The sequence below is a fragment of the Mucilaginibacter limnophilus genome (assembly GCF_004005815.1).
Lineage (GTDB): Bacteria > Bacteroidota > Bacteroidia > Sphingobacteriales > Sphingobacteriaceae > Mucilaginibacter > Mucilaginibacter limnophilus.
The window spans coordinates 300,985-319,967 of the sequence record NZ_SACK01000003.1; the positions used below are offsets into that span (position 1 = coordinate 300,985).

11 protein-coding genes are annotated in these 18,983 nt (G+C 43.9%); 2 read left to right on the forward strand and 9 right to left on the reverse strand.

The features are described from left to right. Positions 1-8: 8 nt before the first annotated feature. The 4 genes from EOD41_RS10380 to EOD41_RS10400 form a co-directional block, all read right to left on the reverse strand. On the reverse strand, positions 9-1,796 hold the full coding sequence (locus EOD41_RS10380) for a RagB/SusD family nutrient uptake outer membrane protein (RefSeq protein WP_127704734.1): 1,788 nt from the start codon (positions 1,794-1,796) through the stop codon (positions 9-11). A 4-nt stretch (positions 1,797-1,800) separates the two neighbouring features. Continuing rightward, on the reverse strand, positions 1,801-4,905 hold the full coding sequence (locus tag EOD41_RS10385; protein WP_127704735.1) for a SusC/RagA family TonB-linked outer membrane protein: 3,105 nt from the start codon (positions 4,903-4,905) through the stop codon (positions 1,801-1,803). Positions 4,906-5,162: 257 nt separating this feature from the next. Further along, positions 5,163-6,491, reverse strand: coding sequence for a GDSL-type esterase/lipase family protein (locus EOD41_RS10390; RefSeq protein ID WP_127704736.1), 1,329 nt, complete (start codon positions 6,489-6,491; stop codon positions 5,163-5,165). A gap of 18 nt (positions 6,492-6,509) precedes the next feature. Continuing rightward, a complete protein-coding gene (locus EOD41_RS10400) occupies positions 6,510-8,039 on the reverse strand; it encodes a hypothetical protein (protein WP_205780534.1) in 1,530 nt (509 codons plus the stop codon). A 323-nt stretch (positions 8,040-8,362) separates the two neighbouring features. On the opposite strand from EOD41_RS10400, the gene EOD41_RS10405 reads away from it, so the two are divergent. Then, the gene (locus EOD41_RS10405) at positions 8,363-8,866 is read left to right on the forward strand and encodes a DUF4251 domain-containing protein (RefSeq protein ID WP_127704737.1); all 504 of its coding nucleotides are present in this window, start codon (positions 8,363-8,365) and stop codon (positions 8,864-8,866) included. A gap of 2 nt (positions 8,867-8,868) precedes the next feature. Here the strand turns inward: EOD41_RS10405 and eutC are convergent, their stop codons facing one another. From eutC to eat, 3 genes are read right to left on the reverse strand one after another with little or no spacing between them, the layout of a single operon-like run. After that, positions 8,869-9,624, reverse strand: coding sequence for an ethanolamine ammonia-lyase subunit EutC (gene eutC, locus EOD41_RS10410; RefSeq protein WP_127704738.1), 756 nt, complete (start codon positions 9,622-9,624; stop codon positions 8,869-8,871). Then, complete coding sequence (locus EOD41_RS10415) at positions 9,621-10,997, reverse strand: ethanolamine ammonia-lyase subunit EutB (RefSeq protein ID WP_127704739.1); 1,377 nt, start codon at positions 10,995-10,997, stop codon at positions 9,621-9,623. Before EOD41_RS10415 ends, eutC begins: the two co-directional genes overlap by 4 nt. Before the next feature lie 3 nt (positions 10,998-11,000). Next, the gene (eat, locus tag EOD41_RS10420; RefSeq protein WP_127704740.1) at positions 11,001-12,350 is read right to left on the reverse strand and encodes an ethanolamine permease; all 1,350 of its coding nucleotides are present in this window, start codon (positions 12,348-12,350) and stop codon (positions 11,001-11,003) included. Between the two features lie 268 nt (positions 12,351-12,618). Between eat and EOD41_RS10425 the strand changes: the two genes are divergently transcribed. Beyond that, complete coding sequence (locus EOD41_RS10425; protein ID WP_164849918.1) at positions 12,619-13,488, forward strand: AraC family transcriptional regulator; 870 nt, start codon at positions 12,619-12,621, stop codon at positions 13,486-13,488. Positions 13,489-13,492: 4 nt separating this feature from the next. Here EOD41_RS10425 and EOD41_RS10430 read toward each other — a convergent pair whose 3' ends face one another. After that, the gene (locus EOD41_RS10430; RefSeq protein ID WP_127704742.1) at positions 13,493-15,919 is read right to left on the reverse strand and encodes an outer membrane beta-barrel protein; all 2,427 of its coding nucleotides are present in this window, start codon (positions 15,917-15,919) and stop codon (positions 13,493-13,495) included. Between the two features lie 97 nt (positions 15,920-16,016). Continuing rightward, positions 16,017-18,944, reverse strand: coding sequence for a triple tyrosine motif-containing protein (locus EOD41_RS10435; RefSeq protein ID WP_127704743.1), 2,928 nt, complete (start codon positions 18,942-18,944; stop codon positions 16,017-16,019). Between the last annotated feature and the right edge of the window lie 39 nt (positions 18,945-18,983).

The window sequence follows — 18,983 nt, forward strand, 5'->3', positions numbered from 1 at the left end:
TGTAGCTTTTAATAAAGTGGATTTTGCACAAGTAACGGGTTCTTGTTGATCTCTCCGCCCGGAATTGGTTCGTAGTAAAACCTGATCTGGAAAGTAAACCTCGACTTTGTTATTTCGTCGTCTTTTTTGAAAATGTATCTATTTTCATCAAATACGTAGTACGGGAACAGAGCCTTGTATATCCGGTTATTAAACTCCTGATCGGCAGTACGCCATCTTCTTAAGTCCCACCAGCTGTGATTTTCAAAAGCCAACTCTTTCCGGCGTTCAATACGCACCACATCACGTGTAAGCTGGTTAGACGTCAAAGTTGGTGCACCGGCACGATCCCTTATGTCATTCATAGCTTCCAAAGCTTTAGCAAGCGATGCTGATGTACCCAACTCAACACCTGCTTCGGCCTTATTAAGTAAAACCTCGGCGTAACGGATATCTATCCACGCCTGGTCTGACCGCCATAGTGCTAAATCGGCCTGCGCTAAATTGGAGTTTTGATATTTCCTTACAAAAAAACCTGTACCGGTAGATCCGCCAATGCCCATACCGCTTAAACCAACTACACGTTTACCGTTGTATAGTACATCCGTACTTCCGGCTGTTTTTAACGCGGCGTTGTTGCTTGCATCATCGCCGTTTACGTATGACGGATATATACCGCGCTGCACATCAATCACTTCCCCACGGAAAGTATCACCGGGAAATATAACAGTAGCACGCAAGCGAGGTTCAGTATTTGCAAACAAGTCTATCCGCTGGGTAAAGCGTCTTGGAAAGCCGTTAGCATCATTAACCGGCAATTCACCAAACAGTTCAACATAGTCAAGCGTCGGGTTAACAAATGAGCCATAACCGCTAACAAATTGCTTTGGTGCGTTCAATGCATCCCACGAGTGGGTCATTTCAGGGTATTTATAATCTTTTATGAAGATGTTCTCGGTGCTGTTTTCGTCCAAAAACAAATTCACATAATTTTGATATTTATCGGCATTGGCCCTGTATAAACTGTATTTACCTTCAAGCGCCACAGCTGCATCATATGCTTTTTGAAAATATGCTGTCGCTTCGGTTGCCGGAATACCTAATAAACCATTTAGCTGGATACTGCCGTACTTAGCTATGCTACCTGCATAAAGCATCGCACGTGATTTTAGTGCTAAAGCGACATTTTTATTTGCGCGGCCCTTAACTATTTTATCAGGAGTAACATCGGGCATTAGTTCAATAGCAAGGTTCAGCTCTTCCTCTACAAATTTGTAAACGTCCTCTTCACTGCTTCGTGGCACGCGCAATTCGTCTTGCGTTGAATTGAATGGGTCTTGCGGTTCTTTAATAATGGGAACGCCGCCGTAGCGTTTTACAAGGTCAAAATAAAAATATGCTCTCAAAAAGTGGGCTTCGCCAAGGTAAGCGTTAGCCTGCGCTTCTGAAAAGTTTGACGCGTTAGCCGGAAGTGTTTTCAAAAGGTAATTTATTTTGCGGATATCGCCATAAGGCCAGTAGCCGAAGCTTCCGCTTTCAATTGAACCTCTGAAAACATAATCAACCTGCAGCATTTCGGCTGTAAACAGGCCCAAAGCCGGGAACGGCGGGAACTGGTTAAAGCCCTGGGCAAAGTTATACCTGAAATCCTCTATAGGCAGGTTAGCATAAATAGGTACCATGTAAGCCCCAACACCGGCATCGGTACTAAATACGTCTTCGTCTTTCAGAATATTTACCGGGGCAATATCCAGCTTATTACATCCTGTGGCCGTAATTACCGACAGGAGCACTATAAATCTTTTTAAATATTTCATCGTATTAGAAACTAATGATTATACCAGCATTGTAAGTTTTGTTCATCGGATAGGTATATCCGTATATATCTGATGTATGCTCAGGATCAAGGCCTCTTACACCAGTGAAGGTTAATAAGTTGTATCCGTTAACATAAAATCTGGCGCGCTTAACCCCTACTCTGTTTGTTAAACTTACAGGCAAGGTGTAGCCAAGTTCAACGCTTTTTAAACGTAAATAAGACGCGTTTACAACTGATCGCTCAGAATTACTTGCAGCTACAGTACCGGTGTATGCGTAGTAGCCCGGTATCCATTTTGTATTCGGATTATAAATGTCGTCGCTTGGGTTTTCGGGGTGCCACCTGTCTAAAAACATAGTTAACGCGCTGGCGCTTCCGCCAAAGGCAAGCGGCTCTTTCAGCATTTCCGGATAATCAACATTTACCAGAGCAGCTCCCTGCCATAACATGCTTAAATCTATGCCTTTATAAGTGGCAGATAAGTTGAAGCCAAAGTTTACTTTTGGTATATTCCTTTGTGTTACATCATTTTCCTGGATACCTCGCGTAGCGATAGGGTGCTCATCCCAGCCGTCAATAATACCGTCTTCATTCCAGTCGGTATATTTATAGTCGCCGGGCAGGGCACCGCGGTTACCACCACCGTAGTTAACCGGCGAATTGTATATTTCATCATAAGTTTGAAACTGGCCTTCATAGCCAAGTCCCCACCAAATATCGTTGTAACGGTTTGTTGGATTATTGCGCCAGTTATCATAAGCGTTACCAAATTCACCAACCTCCTGATACCTTAATTTTGTGCGCGCATAACCAACGTTAAGGCCAATGTTATAACCCACCTCGCCTATTATATTGCGATGAGTCAGGTTTAATTCTATGCCTTGTGTACGGTCGCTGTTCAGATTCTCCTGCGGTAAAGATGCGCCAACAGTGCCCGGCAATGTACCAAGCCTGCTGCCCAGCAAGTCTTTACCATCTCTTCTGAACACATCCAGTTGTACACCTAATTTTCCCTGCCACATGTCCAGATCAAGGCCGATGTTTGTTGTTCTGTAAGTGTACCATGTAATGCTGGTATTTGGTAAGCCTTTATCCGCCAAACCATTTATCAGCTGGCCATTCCACAGATAAAAGCCTGATGGAAAATTATAACCTGACAAAAACTGGTAGTTTACTGCATCCTCATTACCCAGCACACCGTATGATCCACGTAGTTTGAAATTGTTAATGAATGACAAGGCAGAGGTATTTTTGAAAAATTGTTCTTCAGATATACGCCAGCCTACTTCGGCGCTTGGGAAAAGGCCCCACTGCTGGTCGTTACGAAAACGTGATGAACCATCGTAACGGAAACTGAATGTGGCCAGGTAGCGCGAATCAAATTCATAATTTAAACGGCCTACCAACGCTTTCCGGGCCCAGTCAGATAATCCGCCGGCATCCTGCGTAGCGGTCTGGTTGGTTGAGTTACCTGCGAATAGTTGATCAATTTTGAAAGCCAGTTCGCGATAGCCGTTAAAGTTATCGCCCTTACCGGTGGTTTCTTCATAAAGCGCAAGCGCACCAACGGTATGTTTCCCAAAACTGCGATTATAATTTAACTGCCACTGCATAAGGTTGGTTGAACCACGGCCAAAACCTCTTGATATGCCCATTGGGGTTGAAAACGTTTTACTGCTGTAAACCTGAGTTTCCGGATCATAAGTGTACAATTGGAACGGCAACTGGTATCCTTTGTATTCAGAAACGTTATTGTCGTAACTGTAAAAGGCACGTGCCGCCAACCCGGGCACAAAAGGTATTTCATAATTCAAACTCACCGATCCCTGAAATATGCTGTTGTCATAACGTTTATAACCTGTTAAATCGGCACGGCTGGTAACCAAGGGGTTATTATCATCACGCGCGGCACCGGGGTATGCAGGGTTGTTGTTGGCGTAAAGGTCGGTAAGGGGTAGTTGGCCAAATATACTCTTGAACATTAACCAAGTGTCAGTCCACGGCTGGTTCTTGGTATCTTTAATACCTGAAAGGCGCATTTCGGCGGTAAGGCCTTTTGCTATTTTAGCGGTAACATTTGAGCGAAAGTTATATTTCTCGTAATTCAAATCGCCGCTTTTCCAAAAGCCCTGCTGGCTTAAATGGCCTAAGCTTAAATAATAATTGCTATTATCTGAACCACCTGTTGCGGTAATGTTATGCTGGTTTTGCGGTACCGACCGATCTAAAACCGGCGCATACCAATCGGTAGTGGTTTTGGCGCCGCTGCGGTACAATTCAAAATCGGCATCGTTAAAGCGTACGGTAGGGTTATCCAGACTATGACCAAACTTCTCGTTCATCAATGTCATGTACTCAATAGCGTCAACCGTATTTTCTAAACCGGCCGGGCGTTGAACGCCATAATTTCCGGTATATGTAAGTTCTACCTTTCCTTTTTTACCTGATTTTGTGGTAACCAATATCACACCATCCGCGGCGCGCACACCATAAATAGCTGCTGATGCATCTTTCAACACCGAAATGTTATCAATGTCATTTGGGTCAAGGCGCTCAAGGCTTCCGCGTGGCACACCATCAATAATAATCAGCGGGTTTCTGCTTGAACCACGAATGCTAAGGATGGTGTTAAACGAGCCCGGTTCGCTGCTTTTTTGTGCGATGTTTAAACCTGGTATCTTACCTGTTAACGAGTTGAATACGTTCTCGTTTTTGGTTGTCACGATATCTTTCCCGTTAATGGATGATACCGCTCCGGTAAGTGATACCTTTTTTTGCGACCCGTAACCTACAACAACAACCTCTTCCAGGCCGGTGCTTGCGGGCTTAAGTGTTACGGTTACATTAGTGCTGCCGTTTAAAGGCAGGGTTTGCGTTTCGTAGCCTACATAATTAATTACCAATGTGGCTGATGAGCTGGCTACATTTAAAGTAAAAGTTCCTTCGGCGGAAGTAGCTGTAGCGATACTTGTTCCGCTCACTTTAACAACTGCGCCGCCCAGTGGCTGGCCGGTGTCGTCAAGGACTTTACCATTGATGGTGACGCTTTGCCCATGAACAGACAAGACGGTGCACCACATCAACAAGATGAATAAAATTCTTTTCATGCTTTTGGGTTTAAATTTTGGTTTGTTAACTGAATAGCAAAGAAATCAGGGCAGATTAGCAAAGTATTAAATTTGTATTAGAAAGGCATAGCATGTTATTAAATAATTGACAAACAGATAATTAAATATTTTAATTTGATCATTTAATGCGGTTTATAGTAGCAAAATAATACTTGTTAATGTATATAATTTGCTGTATTTGATTACAGATTAACTAAACGGGACAGGTTTTCCGCCCGTTTAGTTAAACATTATAATTATTGAACTTTTACTGATGATACCATATCATTCGCAGATGGACTTAAGGCCGTAAAATCAGGCGTATCTGACGTCCTTGTCCACGACTGGCCTGTGAAGTTGTCATCAGAATACATAATAAGCGTGCGTCCGGCGGGTACTCTTACTGATGAAGCCCAGTCATTTGGCATACCTAAAGCGGCTAATTGTGACAGTGTATAATTACCTACTGTTAAAACCTGGCTGGCGCCAGCCGCGTATTGGGTATCCTGATAAAACGTTACACCGCCTGTTATATATGTTGACAGTATTGGTTTTAATCTGTTTGCTACCTTGATATTCCCTGCAACGCTTGGATGCAATCCGTCTGTATAATCAGATGATCCGGGAGTTAACCAGCCATCGGTATTAACGTAATGTACCCTGTTATCGCCAGCAGCAACGCGCGCGGCTACAGCAGCCACAGTGGGTGCGGTTTTTAAATTCAGAAACGTTCTTAGCACGATGATTTCTGCATTTGGGAACTGCGCACGTATGTTAGCCAGGAATGTAGTATAAGTGCTTTGAAATGCAGCATCAGGTACGTTGTTTGAATTATCATTTGTTCCCAGATTGATTACAATAGCCTTTGGCGTATAAGTGGCAAAATTCCAATTAGGCGATGAGGGGTAAGCGAAGGATTGTCTCTTAAAATACTGTACATCCATACCAGTACCACCAGTGTAACCGCTGGTTAAATTGATACCCGGATAAGAAATCTGCGTATGTTCGGCACCCAAACTTTCAGACAATACCCAGCCATAAGCCGACACATTTGCCTGCGGGTCGGTATAGCCTGTGGTAATAGAATCGCCAATGTATTCGATAAGGTTCGCACCCACTGATGGTGCACTGGTAGTAGCACCGGCATCAAGTATCAGCCCTTGAAAATTAAATACATAATCGTAATCTTTACCCTGGGCAACACTTAGTGAATGTGTTCCGGCAGCAAGAGCCGTGGGAGTTAAATTAATAGTCCCGGTAACGCCTATATAACTAACCCATGCGCCATTATCAATTTTAGCGTAGAAGTTGCTGGTATTGCCAACTTTTACTTTTACAGTTGTTCCGGTAAACCTTACTTTTATATAAGCACCGCCCCAATAACTTACATACTGCGTGCTGCTACTAAAATCCCAGCGCCCAAAATATTTAATGTTGGCGTCGCTTAAATCACCGGCGGCGTTAACGCGCAATTTGGGTTCTTTTTTAGCAACAGATTTAGTTGCCAGCATTTTCTCTTTTGCACAACCCATTAACATCGACGATGCAACTAAGATTGCAATAAACAAGAAATTCATCTTTTTCATTGTAATATTTGCTTATTGTTATTGCACTTTTACTGATGATACCATATCATTAGCAGATGGACTTAGGGTAGTAAAATCAGGAGTATCTGACGTTCTTGTCCATGATTGGCCTGTGAAGTTGTCATCAGAATACATAATAAGCGTGCGCCCGGAAGGTACTTTTACTGATGAAGCCCAATCATTAGGCATGCCGCGGGCTGCCAGCTGCGATAATGTGTAGGTTCCAACCGGTAATACCTGGCTGGCAGCACCACCATAACTTGTGTTTGCATAAAAGGTAACGCCGCTTGTAATGGTATGCGACGTTGGGTGCGACGCGCTGTAAGGCAGCAAGCCTTTCAACATTTTACCTCCATCGCCGGTTAAACGCAAATAGAAGTCAGATGATACCGCCACACCATCGGCATCCAGATTCAGAAACCATTGACCTGCCGGAGCCATTGAGGCGTTTTCGGCGGTTTTAAATATTTGTGTAGCTTCATTTAACTCATCAAACATAGCCACATAAACATTTCCAACGCCTGCGTTTTTGATTACGGCAAACTGCGACCATAAGAAATCGCCATGATTGCGCGGAAATTGGTTTTGTGGTGATGCAGGACCATTTGTGTTATAAAATGATGTGCCGGGATAAACGCATGGCTGATAATCCATACCATTGGCATTACAAAAATCGCGGTCGCCGGTTACCCAAGGTGTGTAGCTTGCGTCAACAACACGCCCAACGGCCCACCCCGAGATCATGTTGAATGCCTTATAAGCATTAATAAAGCCGGCTTTTGAATCACCGGTACCGGTACGCCATTGGCCGGGAACGGACCCAATTACGTAGCACCCTTGTGCTTTAAACCAGTTGATCAGGTCTAACGCGTCGGCTTCGCTTGACGGGTGGCTGGCATAACCTAAGCCGTAAATTGACACTACCGGCTTTCCGTTTTGCTTTGCGTAAGCGGATGAGGCGAGGAGATTTAGCCCGCCAGTAGCAGCAATAGTATTTGTCCAGTCGGTTTTAATGGCGGCAAGGTTCCCCCAGCCCGAAGCGTCATACATGATGTAGAACTTGCGGTTATAGGTTTGAGCTGCATTTTTAGCCCGTGTGGCTATGCCGTCCCTGAAAGCCTTGATGGTACTGCCGGGTGTTATCTCATTACAAAAGCGTTGCACTGCGGCGCAGTCAATATCATATTGCTGCATCCATTGAAAATGTTTGTTGACGGTTGATTGATCCCACGCCGAAAACATTTTTGCAGGCTGCCCATTGCCTAAATTCGGATGCGTGGTTTGGTAAGTGGTTGTGTACTCGCGCACGTCAGGCCAGCATTCAAGGTTTTGGTGCCCCCATGTATTTTGCGGAGACCCGTCGCCCGCGGCGGTAAACCAGCCCTGGTAGCCGGTTACAACCTTGCCCACAACATCGCCCGCCGGCGATGCGCTTGTGATTAACGATGTGTTTCTGGCTACGCTGTCGGCTTTGCTAAACTCTTTCTTAGAGCAGCTTACAGCTGTAATACCCAAAAGGATACCACATACAAGAAATTTCTTCTTCATACTAATTTTGGTTAAATGGTTATAATTTGGTTGATTATGAAGACAAAGAAATTTAAGCGGATTAACTATTAATTAGTAATTAATTAAAAAACATATTATGAGGAAAATATTGCTATCAAGGGAGAGCCTTCCACTTAATTAGCTGTTGTATTACTATTTACTTACCGCCTGATGCGGTGGTTAAAATGGATAAATAACAGCTGCCTTAAGCGACTTTCAATTTTTTATGATTTCATTATGGAATTGGATTATTATTTGCATCTGATTATAAAAACGCATAAACTTTATTGCTGCTAAATAGTCTAACATAATATAATTATTCAATGAAAACATTATTAAACATAGTCATCGCTGCTTTAATGCTATTAAGTGTGAATGCAGTAAGTGCTCAAAACAGCAAGGCAGATAAAAAAGCCGCTAAGGAACTGGCGGTTATGAATAAAATTGATTCAGTAAATTATACTTTTAAAGCTACCTATATGATTCCGTTGCAAGGCCCGGGCCGCCCTATTGTAACCAATGATTATGATTTGCGAGTTAAAAAGGATTCGGTAATAGCTTATCTTCCCTTTTTTGGCAGGGTTTATATGAAAGCCCCTATAAATTCTAATGATGGCGGCTTAAAGTTCACTTCTACAAAGTTTGATTATAAAACCACCACCAAGAAAAAGGGTGGCTGGCGGGTAACAATAATAATAAAGGATACTGACAAAGCTAACCGCATAACACTTGATATTTCACCAAATGGCAGCGCAACTTTAGTTACAGTAGGTAATTTTCGCGATGCGATAACTTTTTATGGAAATATTGTTACCGACAACAAATAATGCTAAGGGAAATAGCCTGTGGCTGTGTTGTCCTTTAATTGCACACCAGATAATTTCCGCCTGAAAGCCTGCTGTATCAAATTGTAAAGCTTTCGGGCGGCCTGATCATATGGCAAACCTTCGGGGCGAATATTTGATACGCAGTTGCGGGCTTCATCTGTTAGCCCCGGTTTTGGATTATAGGTAAGATATGCCCCCATACTATCTGACGAGCTCAGGCCCGGTCTTTCACCTATCAACATCAGTGATAGCTTCGCGTTCAGGATCGAAGCCACAACATCGCCTACGGCTACGCGGCCATGTTCAACCAAAGCAATGGGAGCCACAGTAAGTTTTGCATCAGTTAACATTGGCAACAATGCCTCAAGCAATAATACAGCGTTACTGTTTACCGCGTAAGCAGACAAACCATCGGCAATAATAACAGCTATATCTGTCTGGCCTACATGATTCTGTAATTGCTGTGCAGATGCATCATCCAATAATCTTCCCAAGTCAGGCCGCTGCAAGTACAGCTCTCTATAATTTGCCCGGCTTTCCAGATGTAATATAGGTAATTTAAATTGCACAAGCGAGGCAGTTAACTTTTCGGTGTCGAGCTTAGAATAAACAGCATCACGTGCGTGTGCATGAGCCAATCTAAACTCAAGCGATTCTTTAACAGGAATGCCGCTGCCTGTCCTGCCAATGCCAATTCTTGCACGGGTATGTATCCGCAATGCTTTCCAAGCATTATGGTATTCAGGTTCCTCACTCATAATTTTGCCGCTTGTAACAACCGGTTGGACGCGCCGGCTATCAGTACACCCTGTTCGTTTATTATATCCTGCTTAAGTAACCATTGTTCAAACTCGGGCGCCGGCCGAAAGCCCAGCATTTGCCGGATATACAACGCATCGTGAAATGATGTAGATTGATAATTCAGCATAATATCGTCACTGCCGGGTATGCCCATAATAAAATTGCAGCCTGCAACGCCAAGTAATGTTAAAAGGTTATCTATATCGTCCTGATCGGCTTCAGCATGGTTTGTATAGCAAACATCAACCCCCATTGGCAGGCCGAGCAGTTTTCCGCAAAAATGGTCTTCTAAAGCTGCGCGAATAATTTGCTTACCATCATACAAATATTCTGGGCCAATAAAACCGACAACCGTATTTACCAGCAGTGGATTAAAATTACGTGCCACACCATATGCCCTTGCTTCACAAGTTTGCTGGTCAACACCATGATGTGCGTTTGCTGAAAGCGAACTTCCCTGCCCCGTTTCGAAGTACATTACATTATTGCCAACGGTGCCGCGGCCCAATGCCAATGTGGCCCGATGTGCTTCTTCAATAACTGACAGGTTGATGCCGAAACTTTTGTTTGTTAGCTCAGTTCCGCCAATTGATTGAAAACAAAGGTCGACCGGCATGCCGGCGCTTGCCAATTCGATAGTGGTAGTAATGTGCGTGAGCACACATGATTGTGTCGGTATGTCAAACTGTAGCCTTAGAGCATCTAATATTTTAAGCAGTTGCAAAGTATTCGCCGGACTATCAGTAGCCGGGTTTATGCCAATACACGCATCGCCGCTGCCATAAAGCAGACCGTCTATTATGCTGGCCATTATTCCTTTCGGATCGTCTGTCGGGTGATTTGGCTGCAGTCGGGTAGAAAAACGGCCTTTCAAACCAATCGTATTGCGGAATTTAGTAATCACTTCGCATTTTTTTGCTACTGCGATCATGTCCTGGTTGCGCATAATCTTAGAAACCGCGGCGGCCATTTCAGGTGTAATGCCTTTTGACACCGATTTTAAGATATTGCAATCAACCTCATCACTCAGCAGCCAGTCGCGAAACTCACCTACAGTGAGGTGACTTATTTGTGCAAACGCTATGGTATCATGGCTGTCAATAATAAGACGGGTAATCTCATCTTCCTCGTAAGGAATTATGCTTTCATTAAGAAAAGCCTTTAAGGGAACATCGGCAAGTACTATTTGCGCAGCTACTCGCTCCTCATAAGTTTCTGCTGCTATACCGGCCAGCGCGTCGCCGCTGCGATAAGGAGATGCTTTGGCAAGCAACTCTTTCAGGTTATCAAACCGGTAAACTTTATTTTGTATGGTGTACCGGTAACTCATGGCTTATTCAGATTTTATGTCTGCAAAAGGTTCTTCAACAGGCACAGTGCCGGCACTTTCTTTATGCTTGCCCATAGCAATGAATATTAACCCGACTATGATAAGGCCGCCGAAAAATATCAGGCTGATGATAAAGTTGTAGTACATAATGCCTGCCATGCAGATAGCGGCTATCAACAAAGCTACAACCGGAAATCCCGGATAGAAAGGCGACACGAAAGGCCTGTCGAGGGTTGGTTCTTTCCGCCTCAATGCAAACAAACTGACCATACTTATGATATACATCACCACCGCACCCATAACCGACAGGATGATGATATCATTGGTTTTGCCGGTACACAGTGTAATAATACTCACTATCCCTGAGGCTACAATAGCCCAATGCGGAGTTTTAAAGCGGTGACTTATTACTGATAACTGCTTCGGTAAGTAACCTTCACGGGCCATGGCAAACACTTGTCTTGATGAAGCTAGTATAATGCCATGCAGCGAAGCGACCAACCCGAATAAGCCGATGCTGGCAAATACTTTCGTCCACCCGCTGGCTCGGCCAAGCACAATGGCGATCGCCTCAGGTAAAGGATAATCAAGATTGCTTAGTGTGCGCCAGTCGGTTATGCCACCGGTTAGCACCATTACGCCTAAAGCCAGTAGCACCAATGTCGCCAGTGCAGAGATGTAGCCACGCGGGATGTTCTTTTTAGGGTCTTTAACTTCTTCGGCTACCATGGCAACGCCTTCAATCGCCAAATAAAACCATACCGCGAAAGGCAGTGCCGCCACTACCCCGCCCCACTTAACTGGCGTAGAGTTGGCCATATAGTTTTCCATTTTAAAAGATGGCGCTATGATACCCAAAAACAGCAGCAATTCTGCCACAGCCAGCAGCGTTATGAACACCGAAAACATAGCCGACTCCTTTATGCCGGAGATGTTCAACAACACAAATACAACATTAAAGGCAATAGCTACCTGCAGCACCGGTAATGGCGGGTACAAAAAGTGCATGTAACTTCCCAACGCAAGCGCAATGGCCGGTATGGCAATCAGAAACTCAACAAGCGTGGCATAGCCAGCAACCAGTCCGCCGAGGGGGCCGAGGGCACGGTAGGCATAGGTAAAGGCGCCGCCGGCATTGGGTATGGCGGCTGTAAGTTCCGTAAAGCTGAAAATGAAGGTGATATACATTACCGTTACCACGCCGGTAGTAATCAGAAACCCGACGGTGCCCGCGTCCTTCCAGCCATAGTTCCAGCCAAAATACTCACCCGAGATAACCAATCCAACGGCAATAGCCCATAAATGTACAGGCTTTAATACACGCTTTAATTGTTCAGTGCCGGGGCTGTGCATGCGGTTTGCTGTGCTTATTTTATTACCGCCTTAATTTATTGAAAGTTATGTTACAAAGCAACACTCTTTTTAGGTGTTGACGCCAACAGAGTCAACACCATCAACACCGTCAACACCGGTCAACACCGTCAACACCTGTCAACACCGGTCAACACCAGTCAACACCAGTCAACACCGTCAACACTATTTGCAGTTAAATATTTATTATAAAGCAAATGATATTTATATTGGCATGGCCTTGCCCAAAGGCTATAACCAATTAAATAACTTGAAAGCAATTCTTTGTAAAGTAGATGTCGCTAAAGACTGCTCTTTTAGTGTACGCGAGGATATTTTGCCATACATGTACAACCGCTGGCATTATCACCCGGAGCTTGAGCTTACCATGATACGCAAAGGGCGCGGTATATGCATGGTAGGCGACAGCATGGAAGATTTTGAAGATGGCGACATCGTTCTGCTGGGCGCTAACCTGCCTCATATGTGGCGCAATTGCGCGGAATATTTCACCCAACACTCTGATCTGCACATTGAAACCATAGCTATACATTTTGATGAGAATTTCTGGGGAAACACATTTGGGAACCTACCCGAACTTAAATGTTTACGTGAACTGTTTGACAAAGCAAAACTTGGCCTAAAAATAAAAGGGCAAACACGTGAAGCGCTTCAACATAAAATAGAACAGACACTGCAGGCAAGTGGCATTAAACGCATAGAGTACCTGCTGCATATGCTTGAACTTATAGCTTCGTCTGACAGTTGTGTCACCCTGTCAAGCACCGGTTTTGCAAAAGCGGTTTATGTGAACAATTCAGATAAGATCAACGATATATTTAATTATACCTTCGCTAACTTTAAACGCAAACTTACCATAAACGAAATTGCCGCGGCTGTAAATTTGAGTCCTCACTCATTTTGCCGTTACTTTAAAACCCGCACGCTAAAAACATACTGGCAGTTTCTTACCGAAGTACGGGTTGGCTACGCGTGTAAACTACTAATTCAAAACAGAATGAGCATAAGCCGGGTATGTTATGAAAGTGGTTTTCACAATCTTTCAAACTTCAATCGCTGTTTTAAATTCATCATCAAAAAAAGCCCTCTGCAATATTTTAAAGAGTACTCAAACTCATAACCAATTAGCCATTACCTACACGTTCCATTTCATCGGCCGCGCTTCCGCTTGTGCGTTTTCCTGTTTTGAAAGATTTACCAAACCTGTAAGTGAACGACAGGGTGAACACCCGGCTATCACGCATCAGCTTAAAATACTCGGTAGCATTGGGGAACGAGGTAAGGCCCTCCATGGCATTGGTGTAAAATAAATCTCTCGCGCTAAACTTCAATGTGCCTTTTTTATTAAGTATTGGCGCCGACAGGCCTACCGAAACCTGACCGGTTGGGTACAGCAGTTCCTGCACATCATTTCGTGCACGGGTAGTATAAAAGCCCGAAAGTTCAGCAGTGTACCTGCCAAACATGAACTGGCTTGTTGAGTTTACGTTCAACTGGTTAATATCAGTAGTAAAATTATTGCCGTTAAAGCCTTTAAGCTGTTTGTAGTTATAAACTGCCTGAGTCATAAACGTCCACCACTTAAACGGCGAGAGGTTTACAGATGTGGATACACCAATATTGTGTGCGCTGCCTACATTACCCTGTGTATATAGCAGCACTCCTTTGGCTTCATCAGCAAGAAATATCTGTGAGAAATAATTGTTTATGTTGCTATATGATACTGTTGTAGTAAGCAGTTCTTTAAACTGATGGCTCACTTCAAAATTCCAGCTAAACTGCGGCAGTATAAAGGGATTACCCGTTTGATAGGTATATTTATTGATGATAAAATAAAACGGATTAAGGTTTTGAAAGGCCGGCCTGTCTATACGCCGCCCCGCCGTAAGGGTAAAGCTGTTAACAGAATCGGCCTGATAAGTAACATACCCGCTTGGGAACAGGTTGCTGTAAGTTCGTGTGAATGCCGAATCCTTCTGCATGGCATTACCCAGTTGATGGGCGTTGTAACCCGTATGTTCATAACGAAGACAGGCCTGAAGGCTTAGTTTACCAAATTTCCGCTCGTAAGTACTATACAGCGCCTGTATGTTCTCATCATACAAAAACCGGTTAGTTTTGGAATAATCGGTTAGCCATTGCCCGCCGGTAAAATTTTCGTACGATGCGGTATTGTCTGTACTGTTCAGCGATGATTTCCACCCTAACTGAAAAACCGCGTCGTTTTTTCCTTTAATGCTATAATCTGCCTTAGCCGACCGGATATTGATTGTGGTAGGAATGTTACCACGTGAAAGTTCCACATAACCATCATCGGCAACAAGGCTGTTGTTAAAATTCTGATCGCTTTCAATGGTGTAATGCAACCAGTCAACATCCACAGCGATATCCTGCGTGGCAGAAATAGCATGGCGCGCACTCAGGTTGACCGACCCGTTACGGAATTTGCTGTTGCTTTTATTTAAAGTAGTGATAACTGAATCAACCTCTCCTGCTTGACTTAACCATGTAGCAGTAGCTTTGTTATTGCCACGGCGCTTAACTGCAGTTCCGCCCAATACAAAGCCGATGGTGGTTTTTGGTGTAACATAATAATCGAGCCCGGTTTTAACGGTGTTATTTATAAAGACGCCGGAAAAATAAGTTGGCTGATCGAGCATGGAAGTAAGGTTGTTATCAGCGTCATAATACTTCCGCAGGGCATAAATATCCGTAAGGTATTCAACCAGCGTCATATTATAATTAAGGAAGGTATTTACTTTTCCTGTCCGGTAATTCAATACCAAATTATTGTTGTTTTTGGGATATACACCATAGCCCGCTGATGTGGTTACCGAACCGTTGAAACCCTGCTGTTTGTTCTTTTTGGTTTTTATGTTGATAATACCCGCGTTGCCTGCCGCATCATACTTTGCAGGCGGATTGGGCATCAGCTCTATTTGCGCTACCTGGGCGCTGTTCATACTGCCGAGCAGGTTGTTCAGGTCGGCGCCCGAGAGGTAGGTTGGTTTATCATCAATCATCACCAGCACACCGGCTTTGCCCTGCAGGGTGATGCCGCCGTTACGGTCGACAGTGACACCCGGCGATTTCTCAAGCACTTCAAGCACTGTTAAACCCGTATTAGTAGGCGACGCGTCGACGTTCAGCACCGTTTTACCATTTTTTTGCTGCGCGAAAGGTATACGGCCGGTTACACTTACTTCCTGCAATGCCGTGCTTTCGGCTTGCAGTACCACTTTATCACTTTTAGTTGTTGAAGGAAAGATGTAGGGTTTGGTTATAACAACTTTGAAACCGGTATAACTTATTTTAAAAGTATAAGTACCATCAGGAATATCAGTAAAACCGGCGATGCCATTACCATTACTGACAGTGGTTTTAACCGTAATGGTATCTTTCAACATTTTTACCGTAGCGCCGGGAATTGACTGCGATTTGTCGTCGGTTATGGTGATATCAAACCGGTTACCGGTAAGTGCTTGCGAATAAACATTTACACATAAAAGTTGCAGCGCTAAAAAGCACGCTGCCTTTAAAAAATTCGTCATGGTGGATTATGAGGATCAGTGCCGCCAAGATACCTCTTGAGCAAAGTTCAATTTATACCACCAGCGGGGGTAAATTTCGGTAAAGCACTCGTATCATTTATTTCATACACTCGCGCTGTATCTCAAATAAAAACTCGAACAAGTTTACTTCAGTAGGTATCTGCAATTTTTTGCGCAGGCGGTAACGGCTGATCTCTACACCGCGTACCGATATGGCCATCAGCTGCGCTATCTCTTTGCTTGATAAGTTCATGATAAGGTAGGCGCATAATTTCAATTCCTGCTGGTTGATGGCCGGATAACGCTCTTTTATCACGTTGAGAAAATCGGCATGCACCTTATTAAAGTGCACCGAAAACTGCTCCCATTCCTCGTTCACCTTTTTCTCTTCGGATAGAAGACGAAGTATCTTTTTGATTTCGGTAGTTTCTACCATGTCTTTACCTGACTGGTTTAAACGCTGCAATTCTTCCTTAACTTTTAACAGGAATTCTTTCTTTTGCACCAGGTTCATGGCCGACGAAGCCAGTTCAGAGTTTTTAAACTCAATTTCACTTTCCAGCTTTTCATTACGCAGTTTCACCAGTTCCTTTTCAGATATCTCCAGTTCAAGTTGATGCAGGTAGGCCATGCGGCGCTGTTCTTCTTCGTTTTGTTCACGCTGTTGCAGGAGTTCTTTTTCCTTAGCGAGTATGTGCCTTTTTTCCTGTCGTTTGTAGAAATAATACAGCAGGTAAATAATAAGGGCGGCATAAATAATGAATGCCCAGATTGTAGCATACCAGGGCGGCGTAATGGTAAATGAATACTTGCTGATCTTTGACTCGTTATTCAAATGATTACGAGCTTTTATTTTAAAAATGTAATTCCCGGCAGGTAAGTTGGTATAATCCTTTTCGGTCTTTTTAGACCATGCCGACCACTCCTTATCAAAGCCTTCCAGGTAATAGCTGTATTCAACGTTTGAGCGTTCTTCAAAAATCGGCGAAGAATATTCGAAATGCAGCGAGTTCCACAAATAACCAAGCGACGGTATTGTGGCCGATTGCTGTTTTTTGTTCTCGTTGACATTACCGAAATAGCCGCCAAAAAGCAGGCTGTCGGTATCAGAAATAGCCTTCACCCTACGGATGTATGCGCGCAACGGTCGGATATTTTGCTTGTACCGGGCGAAGTTGATATGATAATACCCGTTCTCGCCGCCCACAAAAATATTGTTACTGTCGATAGCGCAAACGTTTTCAAACCCGCTTAAAATGCGGCGTTCCAACTCGGGTATATATATAATATTTTGCTTTGCCGACGAATGATCAACCACCCCTATCCTTTTGCCTTCAACAAACCAGATGTTCCCGGCAGGATCTTCTTTCAGATAACGAAGCGCCCTGCTGCCGAATATCTCTTTATAAGCTGCCGACGGTTTAAACTTGTCGGTATTCTTATCATACTCATAAATACCTTTTTCGGTAGCAATAACAACCTGGTTCCTGATCTTGAAAACAAAGTTGTTGAGCGTTGAAGGCAAACCATTAGCCGAAGTATATATCTTTGCATGAGGACTGTTCAGGCTTAACTTATAAACGCCACGGTAAGGGTGAGATGTCCAGATGGTGTTATCGGCGTCGATCTCAAGGTACCTCGCCGACTCTTTGAAGTTCCCTATATTTCCTTTGTCGGTAAGTACACCAGCCTTATCCTCAATCAGCCTGACACCATAATAATTACCCGCTGCAATAAAATTACCTATGCCGGTCACCAATGGTTGGTATATCCAGTACCCGGCGCTTTTGCTTACTGGCAGCATTTTACCCTGCTTTATCTCATACGCGGCATCATCATTTCCAGAAAACAGGTGATTGTTTACTACCGATAGGTTCCAGGTAAGGCCCTCGTACAAGGTTTTAAGTTCATTTTTAGCATAGCTAAGGTCGGCCGCAGGCCTGGCAGGTAGTTGCAACTGGTACACCCCGTTGGATAAGCCGAAGTATAAGCTATTGCCGTATTTCACCATTGAAAAGCCGCCGCCATCCTTGAAAGCCGCGGGATTTACATGCTTAACCGCGTTGTTATAGGCAATAAAGTCTATCCCGTTATCAAGCCCCAGCCATACGTTGTTATCGTGGTCGAGGTACATACAGCGTACATTGCTGTTTTGCAGCCCATCTTTTTTCGAAATATTTTCGGTTACCGTGCCGTTCTTGTCGAGCTGGTATACGCCATTTGAATAGGTGCTGAGCAGAAAAGTACTATCGCTAAGCGCCACCGCCGCCGAAAAATGCTCACGATTATTTATACCGAACCCTGACAACTGAAGATTTCGCAATTGCTTGCCTTCAAGAACATACACGCCGCTTCGGGCAGTGGCTATCAAGCTGGCGTTTTTGCCATAAGAAGATGTCGCCGTTATATAAAAGTTAGGCGGCAATTCATCTGCAGGAATAAAGGTTTGCCATTTATTGGCTTTATAAGATAATAAACCGCGCTGATCATCATGTGCTATCAAATTCCCGTTGTACATTCCCATTGACAGCCATGAGGATGACGCCGGGTAGATGGTCATACGGTTATTACTGTACTTAAATATCTTAAACCGTGAACGGAAAAAGATTTCATTAGCATAAACTACAATATCCCATATGTCTGAAAAGTTCTGCTCATTTTTTGGCAGCAGGTTTTTTAGCGAGGTAAACTCGAGCCGCCCGCTTTTGCCGGGCGAAACGTAACCCACTTCATCCTGCCCGCCGGCATACAGCTTTTTATCGGCACCAAATTCAATTGACCATACAATGGTTTTATTTGGCAAAGGATACAGCTGCCAGTACGCACCATCAAAAACCAGTACGCCTTCGTTATTAGCAAAGTACATACGCCCCTGGGCGTCCTGCCTTATTTTCCAGTTTTGTGTACCTGCGTTGTATTGCTTCTTCTGATAATTAACGGTTTCGCGCTGACCGATAAAAGCTTGCGCAAAAACATCATAACCTGCCAGGGCAAATAACACTGATAAAACAAGGCGTAGAAACATATTCGGTTTATGTTGTGGTTACAACAGAGGGATAAATGT